General features: G+C 68.6%; 18 protein-coding genes. 9 read left to right on the top strand and 9 right to left on the bottom strand.

What is annotated here, in order from left to right; translation table 11 throughout:
• The first annotated feature begins 87 nt into the window (after positions 1-87).
• The 3 genes from AOM45_RS10145 to AOM45_RS10135 are packed head-to-tail and all read left to right on the top strand — an operon-like array spanning position 88 to position 2,803.
• A complete protein-coding gene (locus tag AOM45_RS10145; RefSeq protein ID WP_051784473.1) occupies positions 88-1,185 on the top strand; it encodes an NAD(P) transhydrogenase subunit alpha in 1,098 nt (365 codons plus the stop codon).
• Entirely contained in the window at positions 1,182-1,448 is a 267-nt protein-coding gene (locus AOM45_RS10140) for an NAD(P) transhydrogenase subunit alpha part 2 (protein ID WP_030472165.1), read from the top strand. Before AOM45_RS10145 ends, AOM45_RS10140 begins: the two co-directional genes overlap by 4 nt.
• Positions 1,445-2,803 (top strand): NAD(P)(+) transhydrogenase (Re/Si-specific) subunit beta, encoded by a 1,359-nt coding sequence (locus AOM45_RS10135; RefSeq protein WP_030472166.1) that lies wholly within the window; start codon positions 1,445-1,447, stop codon positions 2,801-2,803. Before AOM45_RS10140 ends, AOM45_RS10135 begins: the two co-directional genes overlap by 4 nt.
• On the opposite strand, the gene AOM45_RS10130 is transcribed toward AOM45_RS10135, so the two are convergent.
• From AOM45_RS10130 to AOM45_RS10120, 3 genes are read right to left on the bottom strand one after another with little or no spacing between them, the layout of a single operon-like run.
• Entirely contained in the window at positions 2,769-4,742 is a 1,974-nt protein-coding gene (locus AOM45_RS10130; protein ID WP_051784474.1) for a putative bifunctional diguanylate cyclase/phosphodiesterase, read from the bottom strand. The genes AOM45_RS10135 and AOM45_RS10130 overlap by 35 nt on opposite strands.
• Positions 4,743-4,794: 52 nt before the next feature.
• Positions 4,795-5,598: an SAM-dependent methyltransferase gene (locus tag AOM45_RS10125; RefSeq protein WP_030472168.1), complete on the bottom strand. Its 804-nt coding sequence runs from the start codon at positions 5,596-5,598 to the stop codon at positions 4,795-4,797.
• Positions 5,599-5,607: 9 nt separating this feature from the next.
• A complete protein-coding gene (locus tag AOM45_RS10120; protein WP_051784475.1) occupies positions 5,608-6,642 on the bottom strand; it encodes an MFS transporter in 1,035 nt (344 codons plus the stop codon).
• 57 nt (positions 6,643-6,699) lie between these two features.
• On the opposite strand from AOM45_RS10120, the gene AOM45_RS10115 reads away from it, so the two are divergent.
• Genes AOM45_RS10115 through crcB form a run of 3 tightly spaced genes read left to right on the top strand, consistent with a single transcriptional unit; the run spans position 6,700 to position 7,833 of the window.
• A complete protein-coding gene (locus AOM45_RS10115) occupies positions 6,700-7,143 on the top strand; it encodes a MarR family winged helix-turn-helix transcriptional regulator (RefSeq protein ID WP_030472170.1) in 444 nt (147 codons plus the stop codon).
• Positions 7,144-7,147: 4 nt separating this feature from the next.
• Positions 7,148-7,498 (top strand): fluoride efflux transporter FluC, encoded by a 351-nt coding sequence (locus AOM45_RS10110; RefSeq protein WP_051784476.1) that lies wholly within the window; start codon positions 7,148-7,150, stop codon positions 7,496-7,498.
• Positions 7,495-7,833 carry a fluoride efflux transporter CrcB gene (crcB, locus tag AOM45_RS10105; protein ID WP_030472172.1) on the top strand — a complete coding sequence of 113 codons (339 nt, stop codon included), beginning with the start codon at positions 7,495-7,497 and terminating at the stop codon, positions 7,831-7,833. Before AOM45_RS10110 ends, crcB begins: the two co-directional genes overlap by 4 nt.
• On the opposite strand, the gene AOM45_RS10100 is transcribed toward crcB, so the two are convergent.
• The 3 genes from AOM45_RS10100 to AOM45_RS10090 all read right to left on the bottom strand — a co-directional run bounded on the left by AOM45_RS10100 (position 7,778) and on the right by AOM45_RS10090 (position 13,241).
• Positions 7,778-10,318 (bottom strand): NACHT domain-containing protein, encoded by a 2,541-nt coding sequence (locus tag AOM45_RS10100; protein ID WP_156094276.1) that lies wholly within the window; start codon positions 10,316-10,318, stop codon positions 7,778-7,780. The genes crcB and AOM45_RS10100 overlap by 56 nt on opposite strands.
• Before the next feature lie 126 nt (positions 10,319-10,444).
• Positions 10,445-12,736 (bottom strand): HelD family protein, encoded by a 2,292-nt coding sequence (locus AOM45_RS10095; RefSeq protein ID WP_169774294.1) that lies wholly within the window; start codon positions 12,734-12,736, stop codon positions 10,445-10,447.
• A 76-nt stretch (positions 12,737-12,812) separates the two neighbouring features.
• A complete protein-coding gene (locus AOM45_RS10090) occupies positions 12,813-13,241 on the bottom strand; it encodes a MarR family winged helix-turn-helix transcriptional regulator (RefSeq protein WP_030472175.1) in 429 nt (142 codons plus the stop codon).
• Positions 13,242-13,376: 135 nt separating this feature from the next.
• On the opposite strand from AOM45_RS10090, the gene AOM45_RS10085 reads away from it, so the two are divergent.
• The 3 genes from AOM45_RS10085 (at position 13,377) to AOM45_RS10080 (ending at position 14,921) form a co-directional block, all read left to right on the top strand.
• Entirely contained in the window at positions 13,377-13,979 is a 603-nt protein-coding gene (locus AOM45_RS10085) for a hypothetical protein (RefSeq protein ID WP_051784477.1), read from the top strand.
• A gap of 1 nt (position 13,980) precedes the next feature.
• The gene (locus AOM45_RS52730; protein WP_236703275.1) at positions 13,981-14,199 is read left to right on the top strand and encodes a DUF6343 family protein; all 219 of its coding nucleotides are present in this window, start codon (positions 13,981-13,983) and stop codon (positions 14,197-14,199) included.
• A 95-nt stretch (positions 14,200-14,294) separates the two neighbouring features.
• Entirely contained in the window at positions 14,295-14,921 is a 627-nt protein-coding gene (locus tag AOM45_RS10080; RefSeq protein WP_030472177.1) for a TetR/AcrR family transcriptional regulator, read from the top strand.
• Here AOM45_RS10080 and AOM45_RS10075 read toward each other — a convergent pair.
• Genes AOM45_RS10075 through AOM45_RS10065 form a run of 3 tightly spaced genes read right to left on the bottom strand, consistent with a single transcriptional unit; the run spans position 14,909 to position 17,865 of the window.
• On the bottom strand, positions 14,909-16,249 hold the full coding sequence (locus AOM45_RS10075; protein ID WP_030472178.1) for a dihydrolipoyl dehydrogenase family protein: 1,341 nt from the start codon (positions 16,247-16,249) through the stop codon (positions 14,909-14,911). The two genes, AOM45_RS10080 and AOM45_RS10075, sit on opposite strands and share 13 nt — an antisense overlap.
• Before the next feature lie 21 nt (positions 16,250-16,270).
• The gene (locus AOM45_RS10070) at positions 16,271-16,630 is read right to left on the bottom strand and encodes a VOC family protein (RefSeq protein ID WP_030472179.1); all 360 of its coding nucleotides are present in this window, start codon (positions 16,628-16,630) and stop codon (positions 16,271-16,273) included.
• A gap of 11 nt (positions 16,631-16,641) precedes the next feature.
• Positions 16,642-17,865 (bottom strand): hypothetical protein, encoded by a 1,224-nt coding sequence (locus tag AOM45_RS10065; protein WP_030472180.1) that lies wholly within the window; start codon positions 17,863-17,865, stop codon positions 16,642-16,644.
• Positions 17,866-18,003: the final 138 nt, after the last annotated feature.

Raw genomic sequence — 18,003 nt, 5'->3', positions numbered from 1 at the left:
GAACACATGTTCGGCCCTGTGGAGGGGGCGCGCTTCTGGCAACTGTGATGTGGCCCAGGTCACCTTTGATCGCGTAACGTGCGTACGGTGAGAGTGGGAACACCCGCAGAGTCGCGGCCCGCCGAGCGTCGCGTCGCCTGCGTACCGGAAACGGTGTCGTCGCTGGTCGATGCCGGACTGACCGTGCACGTCCATGAGGGCGCCGGCCGTCACGCGCACGCCCTCGACGCCGCCTACCGCGCGGCCGGGGCCACCGTGACGCCCGAGGACCCGACGCCGGAGTCCGACGTCGTGGTGTCCGTGCAGCCGTTGACCGTCGAGCAGGCGTCACGGTTGAAGCCCGGCGCCGTCACGATCAGCTTCCTGCAGCCCGGCGGCGAGCGGGACCTGCTGGAGGTCTACCGCGAGCGCCGCGTCACTTCGTTCAGCTTCGACCTGCTGCCGCGGGTGACGCGCGCCCAGAGCGCCGACGCCCTGTCCTCGCAGGCGTTGGTGTCGGGCTACCGGGCGGTCCTGGTGGCCGCCGAACGACTACCGCGCTTCCTGCCGATGTTCACCACCGCCGCGGGCACCGTGCCGCCGGCCAAGGTGCTGGTCCTGGGCGCCGGTGTCGCGGGTCTGCAGGCCATCGCGACCGCGCGCAGGCTCGGCGCCGTCGTCGAGGCCTACGACGTGCGCAAGGCCGCGGGCGAGGAGGTCCGCAGCCTCGGCGCCAAGTTCCTCGAACTGGACCTGGAGACGCAGTCCGGCGTCTACGCGTCCGTGCAGTCCGAGGAGTTCCTCGAACGTCAGCGGGAACTCATCGGCGAGCACGTCGCGGCGTCCGACGTCGTGATCACCACGGCCGCGATCCCCGGCCGCAAGGCCCCGGTGCTCGTGACGACCGACATGCTCAAGGCGATGGCACCCGGCTCGGTGCTGGTCGACCTGGCCGCGGAGTCCGGCGGCAACTACGCCGGATCCGTTGCGGGCAAAGAGATCTGGGTCGGTGACGTACTGGTGCACGGCGCGCTGAACCTGCCGTCGTCGATGCCGGTGCACGCGAGCCGCCTGTACTCGCGCAACGTCTTCAACCTGCTCAAGCTGATGATCGTGGACGGGGCCGTGCTGCCGAACCTCGACGACGAGGTGCTCGACGGCTGCTGCCTCACCCACGACGGTCAGATCCGCAAGGAGTTGCCGTGATCGACCTGCTGACGATCTTCGTGCTGGCCGTGTTCGTGGGCTTCGAGGTGGTCTCGAAGGTGTCCACGATCCTGCACACGCCGTTGATGTCCGGTGCGAACGCCATCCACGGCGTGATCCTGGTCGGCGCGATCCTGATCACCGGGTCCGCCGAGAGCACTCTGGAGATGGTGCTCGGGCTGCTCGCGGTGTTCCTGGCCACGGTCAACGTGGTGGGCGGGTTCGTGGTGACGGACCGGATGCTGGAGATGTTCAAGAAATGATCGTCCAGCTGATGTACCTCGTCGCCGCGCTGTGCTTCATCCTGGCGCTGAAAGGTCTGAGCTCGCCCAAGTACGCGCGCTACGGCAACTTCATCGGCGCGTTCGGCATGCTGGTCGCCGTCGTCACCGCGTACGTCCACGGCGTCGTCCACAACGGACTGTGGATCCTGGTCGCGGTTGCACTCGGTGTCGTCGTGGGCATTCCCGCGGCGCGGTCGGTGAAGATGACCGCCATCCCGCAGATGGTGGCGCTGTTCAACGGAGTCGGTGGCGCGGCGGCCGCCCTGGTCGCGCTCGCCGAGTTCTTCGCGGTCCCGGACAGCAGTGTGATGTTCCGGCTCGCGACCGTGCTGACGGTGCTGATCGGCTCGGTCAGCTTCTCCGGTTCGGTGGTGACGTTCCTGAAGCTGCAGGAACTGATGACGACCCGTCCGGTGCTGCTGCCGGCGGGACAGCAGCTCGCGATCGCGGCCGGTGCCTCCTCGGTTGTCCTGTGCGCCTTGACGATCGTGTCCCCGACCGGCTTCCTGCTGTGGCTGCTGGCGGCGGTCGGGCTCGCGCTCGGCGTGCTGTTCGTGCTGCCGGTCGGTGGCGCGGACGTGCCGATCGCGATCTCGTTGCTCAACGCGTTCACCGGTCTCGCGGTCGCCGCGTCCGGGTACGTGCTGGCGAACACGCTGCTGATCGTCGCGGGCACGCTCGTCGGCGCGTCCGGCACCATCCTGACCCGGCTGATGGCGCAGGCCATGGGGCGGTCGCTCGCGAACATCCTGTTCGGTGCGTTCAAGGCCGCTCCCGTTGCAGCGCTGGGGGAAGAGCAGCGGACGGTCAAGTCCGGCACCGTCGAGGACGTCGCGATCCTGCTGGGCTACGCGAACAACGTGGTCGTGGTGCCCGGGTACGGACTCGCTGTCGCGCAGGCGCAGCACGCCGTGCGCGAGCTCGTGTCGCAGCTGGAGAAGCGCGGGGTGTCGGTGTCGTACGGGATCCATCCGGTCGCGGGCCGCATGCCGGGGCACATGAACGTGTTGCTGGCAGAGGCGGACGTGCCGTACGAGCAGCTCAAGGAGCTCGACGACGTCAACCCCGGGATCACCTCGGTCGACGTGGCCGTGGTGGTGGGCGCGAACGACGTGGTGAACCCCGGTGCGCGCGACGAGCCGTCCAGCCCGATCTACGGCATGCCGATCTTCGACGTGGACCGGGCGAAGTCCGTGGTGTTCATGAAACGGTCGATGCGGCCCGGTTTCGCGGGCGTGGACAACGAGCTGCTGTACAACCCGAAGACGACGCTGCTGTTCGGTGACGCGAAGGACTCGCTCACGAAGCTTCTGGCGGCGGTGAAGGCGCTGTAGTCAGCAGTTCCGTCACCTCAGCCGCGGTCAGAGCCGGCAGCAGCCCGATCACGGCGTCCGCGCCGATGGACCGCCAGTGCTCGGCGTCGGTGAGCGTGTGCACCTCGTCGACGCCGAACCGCACGCCGAAGCTGTGCACGGTCGCGATGAGGTCGCGCATCGCCTGGCGCAGCGGGGAGTCGGGGTCGGGTGCGGGTGCGCGGGTGATCACCGCGCGGACCGGCACCTCGGCCAGCACGGCCAGTTCGTCGTGCCCGCCGTGGAAGCCGTCGAGCGCCGTGACGATGCCGCTGTCGTGCAGTACCGCCGCGTTGTCGTCGCCCGCGAGCACCGACGAGATGTCGAGCGCGACCCGCAGCCGTTCCGGCGGCAGGCCTGTTTCGTCGAGCGCTCTTTTGACGTCGGCGACCAGGTCCTCGTCGCGAGACTGCAAGGCGCCCAACGCGACGTGCAGCGTGGGCGCCCGGTCACCGAACTCCTCCACCCATCTCGCCGCCTGCGCGCACGCCTCGCGCAGCAGCCACCTGCCGATCGGCAGCGACAGGCCCGTCGAGTCCGCGAGCGCCATCGTGTCGTTGTGGCTCAGGTCGTCCCAGTGCAGGCGGGCGACGGCGCCGAGCACCTCGCGGGTCTCGAGGTCGTGCACCGGCGCGTAGACGATCTCGATCTCGCCGTGCTCCCACGCACCGGGCATGGACGCGGCCAGCGCGTACTTGCCGCGGCGGCGGGCGTCGTCGTGCGGGTCGTGCAACGCCCACTGCCGCTTGCCGCGTGCTTTCGCCTGGCGCAGCGCGGCGTTGGCGCACCGCATCAGCTCGGCCGCGGTCGCGAACGCCGGTGGCCGGTCGACCACGCCGATGCTCGCCGACAGCGCGATGCCGTGATCGTCCACAAAGGTCGGTTCGGCGAGCGCGTCCTGGATCTCCTCGACGGTCGAGGTGACGTTGTCCGAGATCGTCATCATCGCGAACTCGTCGCCGCCGATCCTCGCCACCACGGCGTTCTTCTCGGCGGCGAGCCGGCCGAGGCGGTTCGCGACGATCTTGAGCAGCTTGTCGCCGGTGTCGTGGCCCAGGCCGTTGTTGACGACCGAGAACGCGTCCAGTCCGAGGTGGTACAACGTGACCGCCTGGCTGTCGAGGCGCCGTTCGACCTGCGTGGCGAAGTGCTGGCGGTTCGACAGGCCGGTGAGCGAGTCGTGCAGCAGCTGGTGGTCCAGGTTGCGCTGCAACAGGTGCAGCTCGCTGATGTCCTCGACCATCGTGACGTGGTGCGTGGGCTCGCCGTCCGCGTCGCGCAGCAGCGAGGCCGCGAGGTGCACCCACACCGGTTCGTCGTCCTCGCGGATCAGTTTGCGCTGGTCGCGGAACCTGTCGACGTGCCCGGCGCGCACCTGCCGGTACGACGACGCCAGCGCGGTCCTGTCCTCCGGGTGGAAGAAGTCGATCAGCTGCCGCCCGGTGAGGTCGGCGCCAGACTCCAGTCCCACGATCTCGGCGAGCGTGTCGTTCGCCTCGACGCACCTGCCGTCGAAGTCCGTGATCGCGATGCCCAGGGCGGAGGAGGCGAACACCTCCTGGAACCGCGCCTGGCTGACCTTCAGCGTGCGCTCGACCCGCTGTTTGGCCCGCACGATGGCGACCTTGATCTGCTCCTGCTGGTCGAACGCGTCCATCCGCATGGCCTGCGCGTACGCGGAGCTCAACCGGGCGAGCACAGGTAGTTCGAACGTGGGCGAAAGAAGCTCGATCGTGGCACTCAGGGAGTCAGGGCCGGTTGCGTGCAGTGACACCAATCGATTGGCTACCGATTCAGGGGACTCCGGCAGCTCCCGCAGCGACTCGAGCAGAGCCTGCTCGATTTCGGCGCGGGACAGCGGGATGTACGCAGTTGACGTCAGCGCGTGCATCCAGCGGGCGGCGAGCTCCGGAAGTTCCATTCTGTGCACAGAGCGTACGGATTCCCCGCCCCTTGGCCAACATCAACGAGGGTCAGACCTTGCGGCCCACAGCGGCATAAATGCCCGCCTTGTCCGGATCATCGGTGTTCGTGCCCTCCGGGCGCCACAACGGCAGCGGCACGATGCCGGGCTCGACGAGCTCGAACCCGCCGAAGAGCCCTTCGACCTCGCTCATCGTGCGGGGGAACATCGGGTTCTGGCTCTTCTTCATCACCTCGACGATCCCGGCCATCTCCTCGGGCTGGAGGTCCTGGGTGAACTGCGAGAACGCGAGGTAGCTGCCCCGCGGCACGGCATCGCGGTACGCCGCGAGGATCGCACTCGGGTCCGCTTCCGGTGGCACGAAGTGGAAGACGCCCACCGTCAGCACACCGACGGGCTGCGTGAAGTCGAGGAGACCGGTCTCCCGCGCCGCCTTCAGCACGGCGTCGGGCTTGGTCATGTCCTCCTGGACGATCTCCGCGCGCGGGTCGCCCTCCAGGATGAGCTGGCTGTGCGCGACCGCGACCTCCTCGAAGTCCACGTACACGACGCGGGCTTCCGGGTCGGCCTTCTGAGCGATCTCGTGCACGTTGCCGACAGTCGGGATGCCGGAGCCGAGGTCGAGGAACTGGCGGATGCCGTTGTCCATCATGAACAGCACGGCCCTGCGCAGGAACGCCCTGTTCAGCCGAGCGATCGTGCGGGCGTTCGGCTGGGCCCGCAGGAACTTCTCACCCAGCATTCTGTCCGCCGCGAAGTTGTGCCCGCCGCCCAGCAGGTAGTCGTAGAGACGAGCAGCGCTCGGCATCCCCGTGTCCAGGCCTTCCGGAACCCAGCTCACCTGTTCAGACATGGGCCCAGGCTACTGAAAAGCGTGAATCAGCGCCGTGGCCACGGCGACGCCCAGCGCGGTGCCGAGTCCTCGAGCGACGTTGACCAGCCCGCTCCCGACCCCCGCCGACGCCTCCGGCAGGGCGCCCATGACGCGTTTCGTGCAGGCCGGCGCGATGATCCCGAGCCCGATGCCGGCCGTGACGAGCTGAAACACAAGCGGCACAGGCAGAACCACCGCGACCGCGGTGATCAGCGCACCGACGGCGATGCCCGGCCTGTGCAGTGTGGTCGCCGCGATGGCGAACCCCAGCGGTAGCGCGGCCGTCGTGAACCCTATGTGCGCCAACGGTTGGTTCATGGTGAACGGCAGCAACGTCATCGGCGCGAACAACGCGGCGTAGGTGAGCAGCACGCCGGCCAGTCCTGGCAGGACCTTCCAGTTCGGCCTCGCCCGCTCGGCCTTGGTCTTCGTGCGGGGCAACAGGTAGTGCCCCGCGACCATCGCGACGACCCCGATCGGCACGTTGATCGCGAACACGGCCTGCCACCCGTGGTGCTCGGTGAGGTACCCGCCGAGCAACGGTCCCGCCGCGAGCCCGGCCGCCTGCGCCGCGGCCTGAACGCCGAGCGCACGCCTGCGCTGCTCGGGCGCGACCGCGGTGGTGACCAGCGCGACGCTGTTGGCCTGCAACATCGCCGCCCCCACCGCCTGTGCGATCCGGGCCGCGACGAGGGCGTCGAAACTCGGCGCGTACGCACACGCGACGGACGCACCGGTGAACAACGCGAAGCCGTAGATGTAGACGATCTTGCGCCCGACCCGGTCCGCGATCCTGCCCATTGGGACGAGCAGCGCCACGAGCGTGATCAGGTAGCTCAGCGAGATCCACTCGGGATCGCCGCCGAAGTGCGCGCTCATCGCCGGGAACGCCAGCGTGACGATCGAGGCGTCGAGCTGCCCCATGAACGCCCCGAAGCAGACGGTCGCGATGACGAGCCACGGCGCGTACGACCGGCGGGCGATCCACGCCGGTCTGGGGGACTCCGTGACGAACCAGTTCATCGTACCCAGATTATATCTGACCCAGAGCTATTGCTCTGCGTTCAGTAAGATTTCCGCATGTCAGACGAAGCCCGCACACTCACCGACGTCGTCACTCGCCTGCGCCGGGCGCTGCGGACGAGCATCCGTGCGGACTGGCCGTGGGAATCCCTGCCGATGGCGCAGGTAGAGCTGCTGCAGACCCTCGCAGAACGCCCGCCGATGAAGGTCGGTGATCTGGCCGGCGCCCTCCGTCTGGCCCCGAACACGGTCTCCGGCCTGGTCTCCCAGCTGATCGACTCGGGCCTGGTCGTGCGCGGCGGAGACCCCAAAGACAGACGGGTAGCGCGACTGTCCGTCTCACCACGTGGACACGAACAGCTCCTCGTCTGGCAGCGCGAACACGAGAAGCGAATCGGCTCCGCCCTGTCGAAGCTGGCGCCCTCGGAGCGTGAGGACGTCGTGCGCGCGCTTTCGGCGTTGAACCACCTGGTCGAGCACCTTGCCGAACCAACAACCTGACCCCGTGGACCCGGACGTCGACCTCCACGTCCCCGCCCAACGCACCGAGCTGCACCTGCCGTTCGTGGCACTGGTGTCGGTCGGTGGCGGGCTCGGTGGTGTGGCGCGCTACGGGCTGTCGCTGCTCGTGCCGGGCACGTTGGGGCTGTTCGTCATCAACGTGCTCGGGTCGTTCCTGATCGGCGTGTTGATGGGGCTGGTGCCTCGGCCGTTGGTGCGTGCCTTCTTCGGGGTGGGGCTGATGGGCGGGTTCACGACGTTTTCGTCGTATGCGGTCGGCGGCACGGTGTTTCTCTGGCTGACGCCGGTTTTTGCTGTGCTTGCGGCGTTTCTCGGGCTGCGGGTGACGCGATGACCGTGCTTGCTGTGTTTCTCGGGGCTGCGCTTGGGGCGCCGTGCCGGTATCTGCTCGATCGGTTCGTGCAGTCGCGGCACACGTCGGATTTCCCTTGGGGGACTTTGACGGTGAACGTCGTCGGGTGCTTCCTCATCGGGTTTCTCGTTGGGACGTCTTGGATGCCGCTGCTCGGGGTCGGGTTTTGCGGTGGGCTCACGACGTATTCGACGTTCAGCTATGAGACGGTGAAGTTGTTGGAGCAGGAGAAGTACCGGCTGGCGCTGATGAACGTCGTGGTCAGCGTGGCGCTGGGGGCGGGGGCGGCTGCGCTGGGTCTGGCGCTAGCACGCTGACTTCACCGCTCACCCAGCGCATGAGGAACTGACGCGCGTCACGCTGGTCGACCCACGCCACGGGGAGTTCTCTGCTGGTGGCGGCCGACTGGAGGAACTCCAGCATCGGCAGTGCGAGCAGCATGCGAAAAGGGTCGGTGTAGTTGGCGTACTCGGCGCGCCAACGCAACCGCCAGGGCAACGGACTGGCAAGCCACGGCGTTGGAGCCGCGACCATTGCGGTTGCCGCAGCATCTGCCTGAGGGATCGTCAGCTCGGCGTTGGCCAGCTGCAGTTCGGCGACGCTCCTGAAATCGCTGCCCGCGCAAGCGCAACTCAGGTACAGGGGTTCCACACCGGAGCGCCGGATGATCTCGGAAAGGAGATCCGGTTCGGTCAGGGGGAAGGCGCCTCCCGCCCAGGGCGCGTCGCACCACAGTTCGACGAGCTTCCGGTGGTGCCGGACGGTCAGTTCGCGCTGGATCTCGGCCCAGCGCGACTCCGGACGTGAGTGAGGTTGGTGGATGGTGTCCAGCATCAACGCTGCGGTGAACGCGCCGCGCTGGATGTGCTCGCTCAGGCAGTCCGCGACGGCCTGCTCGGCGATCGGCCGATTGGCGGTGGACGACGTGAACAGGCAACTGAGGATGGGCGAGTCGTCGACTGCGTACTGCTCGCCGACGCGCTCGTCGAAGGAGAACCCCACCGCCCAGTCCGTCGCGGCGGCTGCGATGGATCGGACAGTGCGGTTGGCGGGATGCACGTAGTGCAGAGCCCTTGTGGCGAAACCCAGTCCTTCCGGGTTGGTCGCCTCGGTGAGCAGTTCGTCCACGCCACCTTCGACGTTGCGGTCGTAGAGCTGGAGGGCGATCTGGGCGACGACGTCCCACTGGTCGACGTTGGGCCGCACCGCCTCCCACAGCTCGGCCGCTGTTCGGTGGGTGCGCACGAGATGCTCCGCTGCGAAGTACTCGAGGAACGTGCGGTGGGTGAACCCGTACTGCGGCTCGACCTGCGTCGCGCCGACGTCGGTCAGGATCCACGAGCGTCCGGTGCAGTACGCGAGGAACCTCTCCGCGGTGGCGACGGCCTCGTCCACGTCGTCGAGCTTCGAGTGCAGGTACTCGGTGAGCATCCGAACGATCCTGGTGCGGGGCTGGGCCTTGCCCGACTCCGGTGCGGTGAACAGCTGCCAGGCCAGGTGCTGGACGGAGCCCCGCAACCGGCCCTCGAACGACAAGGGCACGTCGATCTCGCGCTTGGCGTCCCACTGCTCGAACAACATCAGTGCGCACCGCTCGTACACCTGGGCCATGTTGCGCGGCAGGTACCGGTCGCTGGAATACATGGCGCACAACAACGTCAGCAGCAGGGGGTTGCAGCGCAGCTCTGGGATCCGGGCGCTGTCGGTCATGAACGCGTCGGCGAGCCGTGCCCGGTCGGCCGGTGAGGTCGCCTCGTCGAGCGTGAACCACCGGCGCACGTACTCCTGGATCCGGTCCGGGTCGAACTCGTTGATCCGCTCCTGCGCGAACAGCTGACTGCTGAGCGGCGCCTCCGAGTAGCCGATCTCTCTCGCCGTCACCACGATCGGCACGAGCGGGTACCGGTGCGCGAACCCTTCCACCAGCGCGACGAACCGGCGCCGCAACTCGGTGCGGACCAGTTCGTCCAGGCCGTCGAGGATCACGACCGCGCGTCCGTTGCGGAGCAGGTACTCGACGCCGTCCCGCGGTGGCTGGACGTTGTAGGGAGCGTGGCACACCATTTCCAAATAGCGCAGGAGGTCACGGCCGCCTTCGGCGAACGACCCCGTGAACTCGCGCAGCACCAGCAGGAACGGCACGCGTCCGGTGCCGTCGGCCGCGATGTCGTGGGCGAGCTTGGCGGCCAGCGTGGACTTGCCCGCACCCGGATCGCCGAGGATCACAGTGCGGTCGCCGGGGTTTCCGAGCCGGCACTTCAGCGGGTGAAGGCTCGGCTGGACGTAGAGCTCGTCGTACGGCACGGCCCGGCTCACCCCGATGTGGGGCAGCCGGATGCTGTTGTGCAGGGCCGCGACCTGACTGCGCAAGTCCGAGGCGAAGCTGTGGAACTCGGTGAGGGACTTGAGCCGCATCAGCATGCGGCTGTTCTCCGAACCGGCGACGAAGAGGTCACCGGAGGAGATCGAGCTCTCGTGTGCGCCGATCTGACGGCGCACTCCGTCGAACGCGCTGAGCACCACCTGGTGCAGCATTTCAACGCAGCGGTCGAGCAGCACCCGGTCGCCCAGCCCGGCGAGCCGCAGCCCCTGGTGCAGCTGGTCCTTCGCGACCTCGCCCAGGGTGCCGTTGACCCGCAGCTGCGTCGCCACCGCGGCGAAGTCGGGGGAGTCGAGGTAGCACAGCAGCTTCCCCGCATCGGCTCCGAGCTCGGCGAGCAGCGCCTTGGTCTCCCGCTCCGGGAACTGCACCGGCGGCAGCGGGAGCTTTTCGGACAGGTGCGGCGTGAGCTGCTTGCTCACGTCGACGACGACACGGAGGACTGCGGACTCGATGCTCGGCAACGAAAGGCCCCCTCTGAGGTTCCACGCTCATGCGGTTGTCGTCGCACGAGCGCGGATCGTTTCCTCGAGGAGGCCTCCGAGCGGTCAGTCCTTCAGGCGGGCCAGCACATCGGGCAACGTGCCGGTGTGCACGACACCGAGTCGCTGCGTCGCACGGGTCAAAGCCACGTACAAATCCGAAGCCCCGCGCGGCGACTCCTCCAGGATCCCCACCGGATCCACGACGACGACCGAGTCGAACTCCAGGCCCTTCGCGTCGGTCACCCCGAGCACCACGACCTGGGCCTCTTCCAGGTCGTTGCCCATCGACGATCCCGGCACCGCCGCGACCACGGCGGAGCCGACGGACTGCAGCAGCGCCCCAGGGACGATCACCGCGATCTTGCCGTTGCCGACGGCTGACACCTCGTCCGCGATCAGCGCGGGGACGCCTGCCTCGAACGACGGCACGCGCGAAACCCACGGCGGCACACCGGTTTCGCGTACCGACGTCGGCGGTACCAGGGTGGGGTCCACCGACGCGAGCACGTCCGCGGCCACCTCCATGATCTCGGCCGGCGTGCGGTAGTTGACGGTCAGTTCGGTGAGGCGCCAGCGGTTCTGCACGTAGGGGGACAGGACGGAGCCCCACGAGGTGGCGCCGCCGATGTCGCCGGTTTGCGCGATGTCGCCGACCACCGTCATGGACTTCGACGGACAGCGCCGCATCAGGGTTCGCCACGCCATCGCCGAGAGTTCCTGGGCCTCGTCCACGATGATGTGGCCGAACGTCCAGGTGCGGTCGGCGGCGGCGCGTTCCGCCGCCGTTTCGTAGCGGTCCACGCCGTGGCGTTCGGCCAGGCGGTAGGCGTCCATCAGGTCCGTGGCCATCAGGATTTCGGGGTCCGCGTCGTCTTCCAGGTCGAGGATGTCGAGGACGCCCTGCGCGTACTCGATGGCCTGGCGGCGCTGGCGTTCTGCGCGGGCCTTGGCCTCGGTGTCGTCCTCGCCCAGCAGTTCGGCGGCCTCGTCCAGCAACGGCACGTCCGCCGGGGTCCAGTCGTCCGAAGAACGCTGCAGCAGATCGCGTTCCTCGCGGGTGAACTTCGACATCGCGCGGTTGCGGCGCTTCGGGTTCGCGTAGAGCTCGGACAGCAGCGAGAACGGCGTCAGCACCGGCCACAGCGACGAGATCGCGGCCTGCACCTCCTCGGACTCGCGCAGCTCCCGGCGGATGTCGTCGACGTCCGCTTTGTCCAGCAGGTGACCGCCGAGTCGTGAGGTGACCATCGAGGCCAGGGTCGAGATGATCTCGCGGGCGAACGTGCGGCGGGCCTCGTTGTGCGGGCGGCGGGTTCGGCGCGCCCTGCCGCGCGCGTCCGAGATCGCGCGCCGGTCGAGGCGCAGCACGTCGTTGTCGAAGCGGATCTCGACGAACGACGGCGCCTCCTGGCGGTCACGCACGGCCGCCGCGATCACGTCCGCCATCTCCAGGCGGCCCTTGATCGCCGCCACCGCGGCGGACTCGCGGCCCGTCGCCGTCAGGTTCGGGTACAGCTCGCCGACCGTCGACAGCAGGACGCCCGTCTCGCCCAGCGACGGCAGGACCTGGCTGATGTAGCGCAGGAACGTCGTGTTCGGGCCGACCACGAGCACGCCGCGCTTCGCCAGCTGCCTCCGGTGCGTGTACAGCAGGTACGCGGCGCGGTGCAGGGCCACGGCGGTCTTGCCGGTGCCCGGTCCGCCCTGCACGACGACGACGCCGTTGAGCTCGGACCGGATGATGATGTCCTGCTCGGCCTGGATCGTCGCGACGATGTCGCTCATCTGGCCGGTGCGCGACTCGTTCAGCGCGGCGAGCAGCGTCGCCTCGCCCGTCAGCCCCTCGTTGCGCGACGGCTCGACCGAGTTGATGTCGAGCACCTCGTCGTCGAGACCGATGACCTTGCGCGAACGCGTCCGAAGGTGCCTGCGCCGCCGCACGCCGTCGGGCGAGGCGGCGGTGGCGAGGTAGAACGGCCTGGCGGCGGGTGCTCGCCAGTCCATCAGCAGCGGCTCGTATTCCTTGTCCTCGTCGAAGAGACCGATTCGTCCGATGTAGAAGCGGTCACCGTTGTGGAAATCGAGCCGGCCGAACGCGAGTCCGTTCTCCACCGCGCTGTACTGAGCCAATTGATCTGTGTACATCGCGACGGAGGTGTCGCGCTCGGACCGCATCTGGTGCGTGCCGCCGGTTTGTCGCAACGATTGTGCGAGTCGTTTCGACGTCTGTTCGCGGAGGTCGTCGAGCCGGCCGTACAACATGGCCACGTATTCCTGCTCCGGCTCCATTTCGGCGAGCCGGAGGTCATCGGAGGGGCTTGACAACTTGCCTCTTTTCTCGTTACGATGCAACATCGGGTTTTATCCTGAGTTGCACTGCAGTTCATAAAGCGCAGCCTGCCCGCACCCCAGTCGTGCGAGCGCAGACTGTCTAATCTACACGCATATCCGCGTGATGCAGGTACGCCTTCCGCAGCAGTGTGGTGAGTTCGACGCGTTCCTGTGACGTCAACGGCGCCAGCAGCTCGTCTTCGTGAGCCCTCGCCGTCTCCATCCGCTCCCGCAGGGCCCCTCTGCCCTCGTCGGTGATCGACACGGTGAACCGCCGTCGGTCCCGCTCGTCCCTCCTGCGCTGGGCGAACCCGCGCTGCTCGAGATCGTCGAGCACCGCCACGAGGTCGCTGGGATCCATCTGCACCCGGTCGCTGATCCGCTTCTGCGCCACCGCTTCCTGCTCGGCAAGGCACGCGAGGACCGTCACGTGCGGCCCGCGGAGCTCGTTGCGGGCCAGCCGGCGGACTTCCCTGACCAGCTGGAGCATCAGGTAGCTGGGCAGATGCAGAAGCTGATCAATGCTCATGTACTCAGCATAGAAAAGATCTGTCCCCCGATCGTGGATAGCGCTGCGTGATGAACACGCCTGGAAGTGCGCTGTGCGGGTGAGCGTTGGGGTGACGTTTCTCCGCAAACCACCCGCAGGCGGCAAGGTGGGGGTATGACGCGTGCGGAGATCGTCCGGCTCGCCCGCTGCGTGGTGCGCCGGCCCAGGTGGCAGCTCGTCGTCGCGGTGCTGGTGTCCGCGTGGACGCTCGCCTGGGTGCTCGGCCAGCTGGCCGCCGACCCGCCGAGCCCGCTCGGCGTGCTCGCCTGGACCGGCATTCCCCTCGACGCGGCGTCGGCGTGGGCGCAGGAACGCAGAGACGGTCTCGTCTGGCTCGCCACGCTCGGCGGCCTGAGCTGGGCCGCGACCACCGAACAGGGGCAGCTGCCCGCGCTCGCCGGGTGGTTCGCGGTGCTGGTCGCGGGAGAGGCCGCCGGGTACGAGCACGCGGTCCAGCGGGCGATGCTCAGCATGGTGGTGTTCCTGGTCGTCCTCGCGGTCGTGTCGCTGACCGGACGGCGCGCGTTCGTCGTCGACCGCGTCGCCGTCATGCCGAAGGACGTGGTGCGAGCGGGCATCACGGCCGCCGTGCTCACCGCCGTCGTCCCGCTCATCGCCCCCGGTCTGGCACTCACGCGGCTCGTCCGGCCTTACGTGACGAAACCTCCCCGCCCGCTGCGCCGGGTTGAGACGCCGCTGCTGCGGGAAACCGGGTGACGTGAGCGACTACCTGCCACCCCCGGCGCCGCCGCGCAGTGCGTTGACGCTGCGGTTGTGGCTCGCCGGATTCGGCCTGGTCTTCAACTCGGTGGCCGGGTGGCTGGCACTGCGAGCTGACCTCTTGTGGCTCGGGATACTGCTTTTGCTACTCGCCGTTGTCTGTCTTGTCGACTTCGGTTGGGTAGTTCACCGCAAACGGCGTGGAGATCCTGGCTGAAACCTGTCAGGAACCTGTGCTTGGGCTGACGCACTCTTGTGGATAAAGATGTCCGAGTGCATGAAGACCCGGCCAAAGGCAGGTTAGCCAGGGTGATGCGTCGTCAGCCGGTGCAACAGCGTGGCGCGGCAACTGTCACAGCGATCCTGGACGCTTGTGCGAACCTGCTGAACGAATACGACTACGACGACATCACGACCGCGCGCATCGTCGATGTGGCCGGAGTGCCCATTGGTTCCTTCTATCAGTACTTTCCCGACAAACGGTCCGTTGTGCACGCTCTGGCACTTCGCGGGATGGAGACCTATCTCCGCGAGGTCGAGGAGCTCTTCGCCACCGATCTGATCGCGGACACGTGGCGCGAGGCCATGGCCCAGGTCGTCGCCGTGTACACGCGCATGGTGGGCGAGGTGCCCGGCTTCGGACGGGTGCGGTTCAGCGACATGCTGGACAGCCACCGGCTCGATGCCAGCGTCGACCAGTACGAGCTGATGGCGGAACGGCTCGCCGAGATGTTCGTCAACCGGTTCGGCGCGCCCGGCGGCGCCCCGGTGGTGCTGACGTTCCGGATCGCCGTGCAGACCGCGGACGCGCTGTTCAAGCTGGCCGAACGGGTCGGCCCCGAGGACGGCGCGTACGTGGCCGGCACGGCGAACGAACTGCTCACGAGGGTGCTGCGACCAGTGCTCGACGAGCCCCAGGAGCGGACTCAGAGACCGTAGGCCTCGAGCATCCGCAGCCAGACCTCGCTGATCGTCGGGTACGAGGGCACCGCGTGCCACAACCGGTCCACGGTGACCTCGCCGACGATCGCGACCGTCGCCGAGTGCAGCAGCTCGGCCACGTCCTGACCGACGAACGTGACGCCGACCAGCGTCCGCGTCCGTTCGTCCACGACCATGCGCGTCTTCCCGCGGTACCCGTCCGCGTGCAGCGACGACCCGGCGACCGCGATGTCGAGGTCGACCACCTTCACGTCCCGGCCGGCCTTGCGCGCCTCCTCTGCGGTGTGCCCGACGAACGCCACCTCGGGGTCGGTGAACACCACCTGCGGCACCGCGACGTGATCCGCCCACGCCTGGCCCGCCGACCACTGCTTGGGCTCGAACCCTCGTGAGCGCTCCAGGATCGCCGTGCCGACCGCCCGCGCCTGGTACTTGCCCTGGTGCGTCAGCAACGCGCGCCCGGTGACGTCACCCGCCGCGTACAGCCACCGTCCGTCCACACCGGACACCAGGCCGGAGTCGTCGATGGTCAGCGGCTTGCCGTCCTTGGTCGCCGGCACGCGCCCGGTCGCGACGAGGATCTCCGATCCCTTCACGACCCTGCCGTCCTGCAACGTCAGCGCACCCGGCGCGATGGCCGACGCGCGGGCGCCCAGCAGCACCTCGACGCCGTCCTCCTGGAGGCCCTCGACGACCAGCGGCCCGACGAACTCCTCCAGCCGCGGCAACGGCCGGTCGCCGGACACCACGAGCGTCACCTTCGACCCGAGTCGCGCCCAGGCCTGCGCCATCTCGACACCGACGACGCCACCACCCAGCACCACCAGCGAGTCCGGCACCTCGCGCGCCGACGTGGCGTCACGCGATGTCCACACGGGAGTGTCGGCGATGCCTTCCAGCGGCGGCATCTTCGGCACGCTGCCGGTGCACACCACCACGGCCTGACGTGCGCGGTGAACCTCGTTCCCGACGGTGACCTCGCGTTCGCCGGTGACCTCGCCGTCGCCGCGGATGACCGTGATGTTCTCCGACTCGGCCCACTTGACCTGGCCGCTGTCGTCCCAGTTCGAGGTGAAGCCGGTGCGCCGCTCCAGCACCGCGGCGGGATCGAGCGATCCCGCGTTCACGCCCTGCACACGCCGGGCGGCCGCGAGTGCGTGACCGGGCCGCAGCAGCGCCTTCGACGGCATGCACGCCCAGTACGAACACTCGCCGCCGACCAGCTCCTTCTCGATCATGGCGGTGGACAGGCCACCGGCGGCCGTCCGCCACGCCACGTTCTCACCTACGGGGCCACCACCGATGACGATGACGTCGAAGTCCATGCGGCCCACAGTAGGCGTGATCTAAGGCAGCCACACGAGGCAGAACGGATGCCCGACGGGGTCCGCGTAGACCCGGAACGTGTCGTCGTTGTCCTTCTTCACCAGCCGCGCACCGAGCTCCAGCACCTTCGGTTCCGCCTCCTCGACGTCCTCGACCAGCACGTCGAGGTGGAACTGCTGCGAGCCGTGCGGGTCGGGGAACGCAGGCGGCCGGTAGTCGCCGGAACGCTGGAACGCCAGCCGCGTGCCGTTCGCGACGATCACCACCCAGGTCTCGTCACCGCCCGCCTGGCGTTCGGCGCCGAGCAGCTTCTCGTAGAACGACGCCAGCTCGGCGGGATCAGGACAGTCGAGCACCACAGAGCGAAGTTGTCCGATCATGCCTCCACCTTCTAACGGGTGGCGGGCAGCCGCAACGCCTGCTTGGCGACGGGGTCGAGCGACTGGTCGCCCGCACCGCCGGACCACACCACGAACGCCAGTTGCACGTGGCTACCCTTCAGCCTGCTCGCGAACGCCGCGTTCTCCAGCGGTTTGCCGTCGAGCCCGTTCACCCCGCCCGAACCCGGCTGGGCGACGACCGAGTGCAACGCCTTCGCGCTCGGCGCGTCCAACAGGTCCAGGTCCACGACCATGACGCTCGCCTGCTTGTCCTTGACCGTCGTCTCGTAGGTGGCGCGCAGGACCTCGCCGCACTCGTTCGCGATCAGCCACGCCTTGACGTCGCCGAACGCCGGTGCCTGGCAGTCCTTGTCCTTCTTCATCTCCTTCGGCACGAACGTCGTGCCGTCGACGACCACCGTCGTGGGCTGCGTCGTCGACGGTGCCGGCGTCGCGTCGGCCGGCTTGTCGTCGCCGGGCAGCGCGACCAGCAGCCACGCGAGCAGGATCAGCGCGACCAGCGCGCCCGCCGTCACGTAGAGCCAGGGCAAGCGTTTGCGCGGCACGAGCGGCTTGGCGTTGACCTTCGGGATGAGCATCGTGCTGGCCGACGCGAGGTCGGGGGAGACCGCGTCGCTGAAGCCCTCGGCGAGCAGTGACCGCGCCTCCGGTGGCGTGCCGGTGTTCTGCAGGATCGCGAGGAGCTTCACCGCGTGGTCCGCCGTGCACGGCACCGTCGACGTCGCGAGCTCGCGGGCCGCGGAGAGCACAGTGGACGGTTTGGGGTGCAGCACCCGCACGCCGCGGTTGAGGTCGACCGTCGGCTGCACGACCTGGCTCACGAACGGGCCGACCGCCACGACCGTGCTGACCGGCAACGGTTCCGCGCGCATCGCCTGGATCCGTTGCGCCACGGCGGTCGCGGCCGCCACGGCCTCTGTCGCCGGGTTCGGCGCGCCGTCCTGGGAGACCAGGGGCCAGCCGTCGATCTTCCACTGGCCGCCGAGCGGGGCCTCGAGCTTCACCGCGGGGTCGGGCAGGTCGACGCCGACGATCACCAGAACACCCTTGGGCAGCACGACGATCGCGTCGAGCGGCACCGGGCAGTCGGGTGGTTGCACGCCGGTCAGCGCGACGCCGCCGAGAACCTCCGCACCCGCGCCGCACGCCGTGAGGGCGGCACGGACGTCCGCCCCAATGGCCGAGGGTTCAGCGCCCAGACGGATCAGCCGCACGAGACCACACCTTTCCGCACGGGGGGACACGGTAGCGGTCCGGGGTCGGTCAACCGCACCCAGTCGAGACGTTGCGTGACACCCGTCACCGATAAGTGGATCACTCGTTAGTTGGATTGCCTGCCTATGTTCACGGAG

This window comes from Lentzea aerocolonigenes (assembly GCF_000974445.1).
GTDB classification, from domain to species: domain Bacteria; phylum Actinomycetota; class Actinomycetes; order Mycobacteriales; family Pseudonocardiaceae; genus Lentzea; species Lentzea aerocolonigenes.
This window is presented reverse-complemented; position numbering and strand designations above follow the sequence as displayed.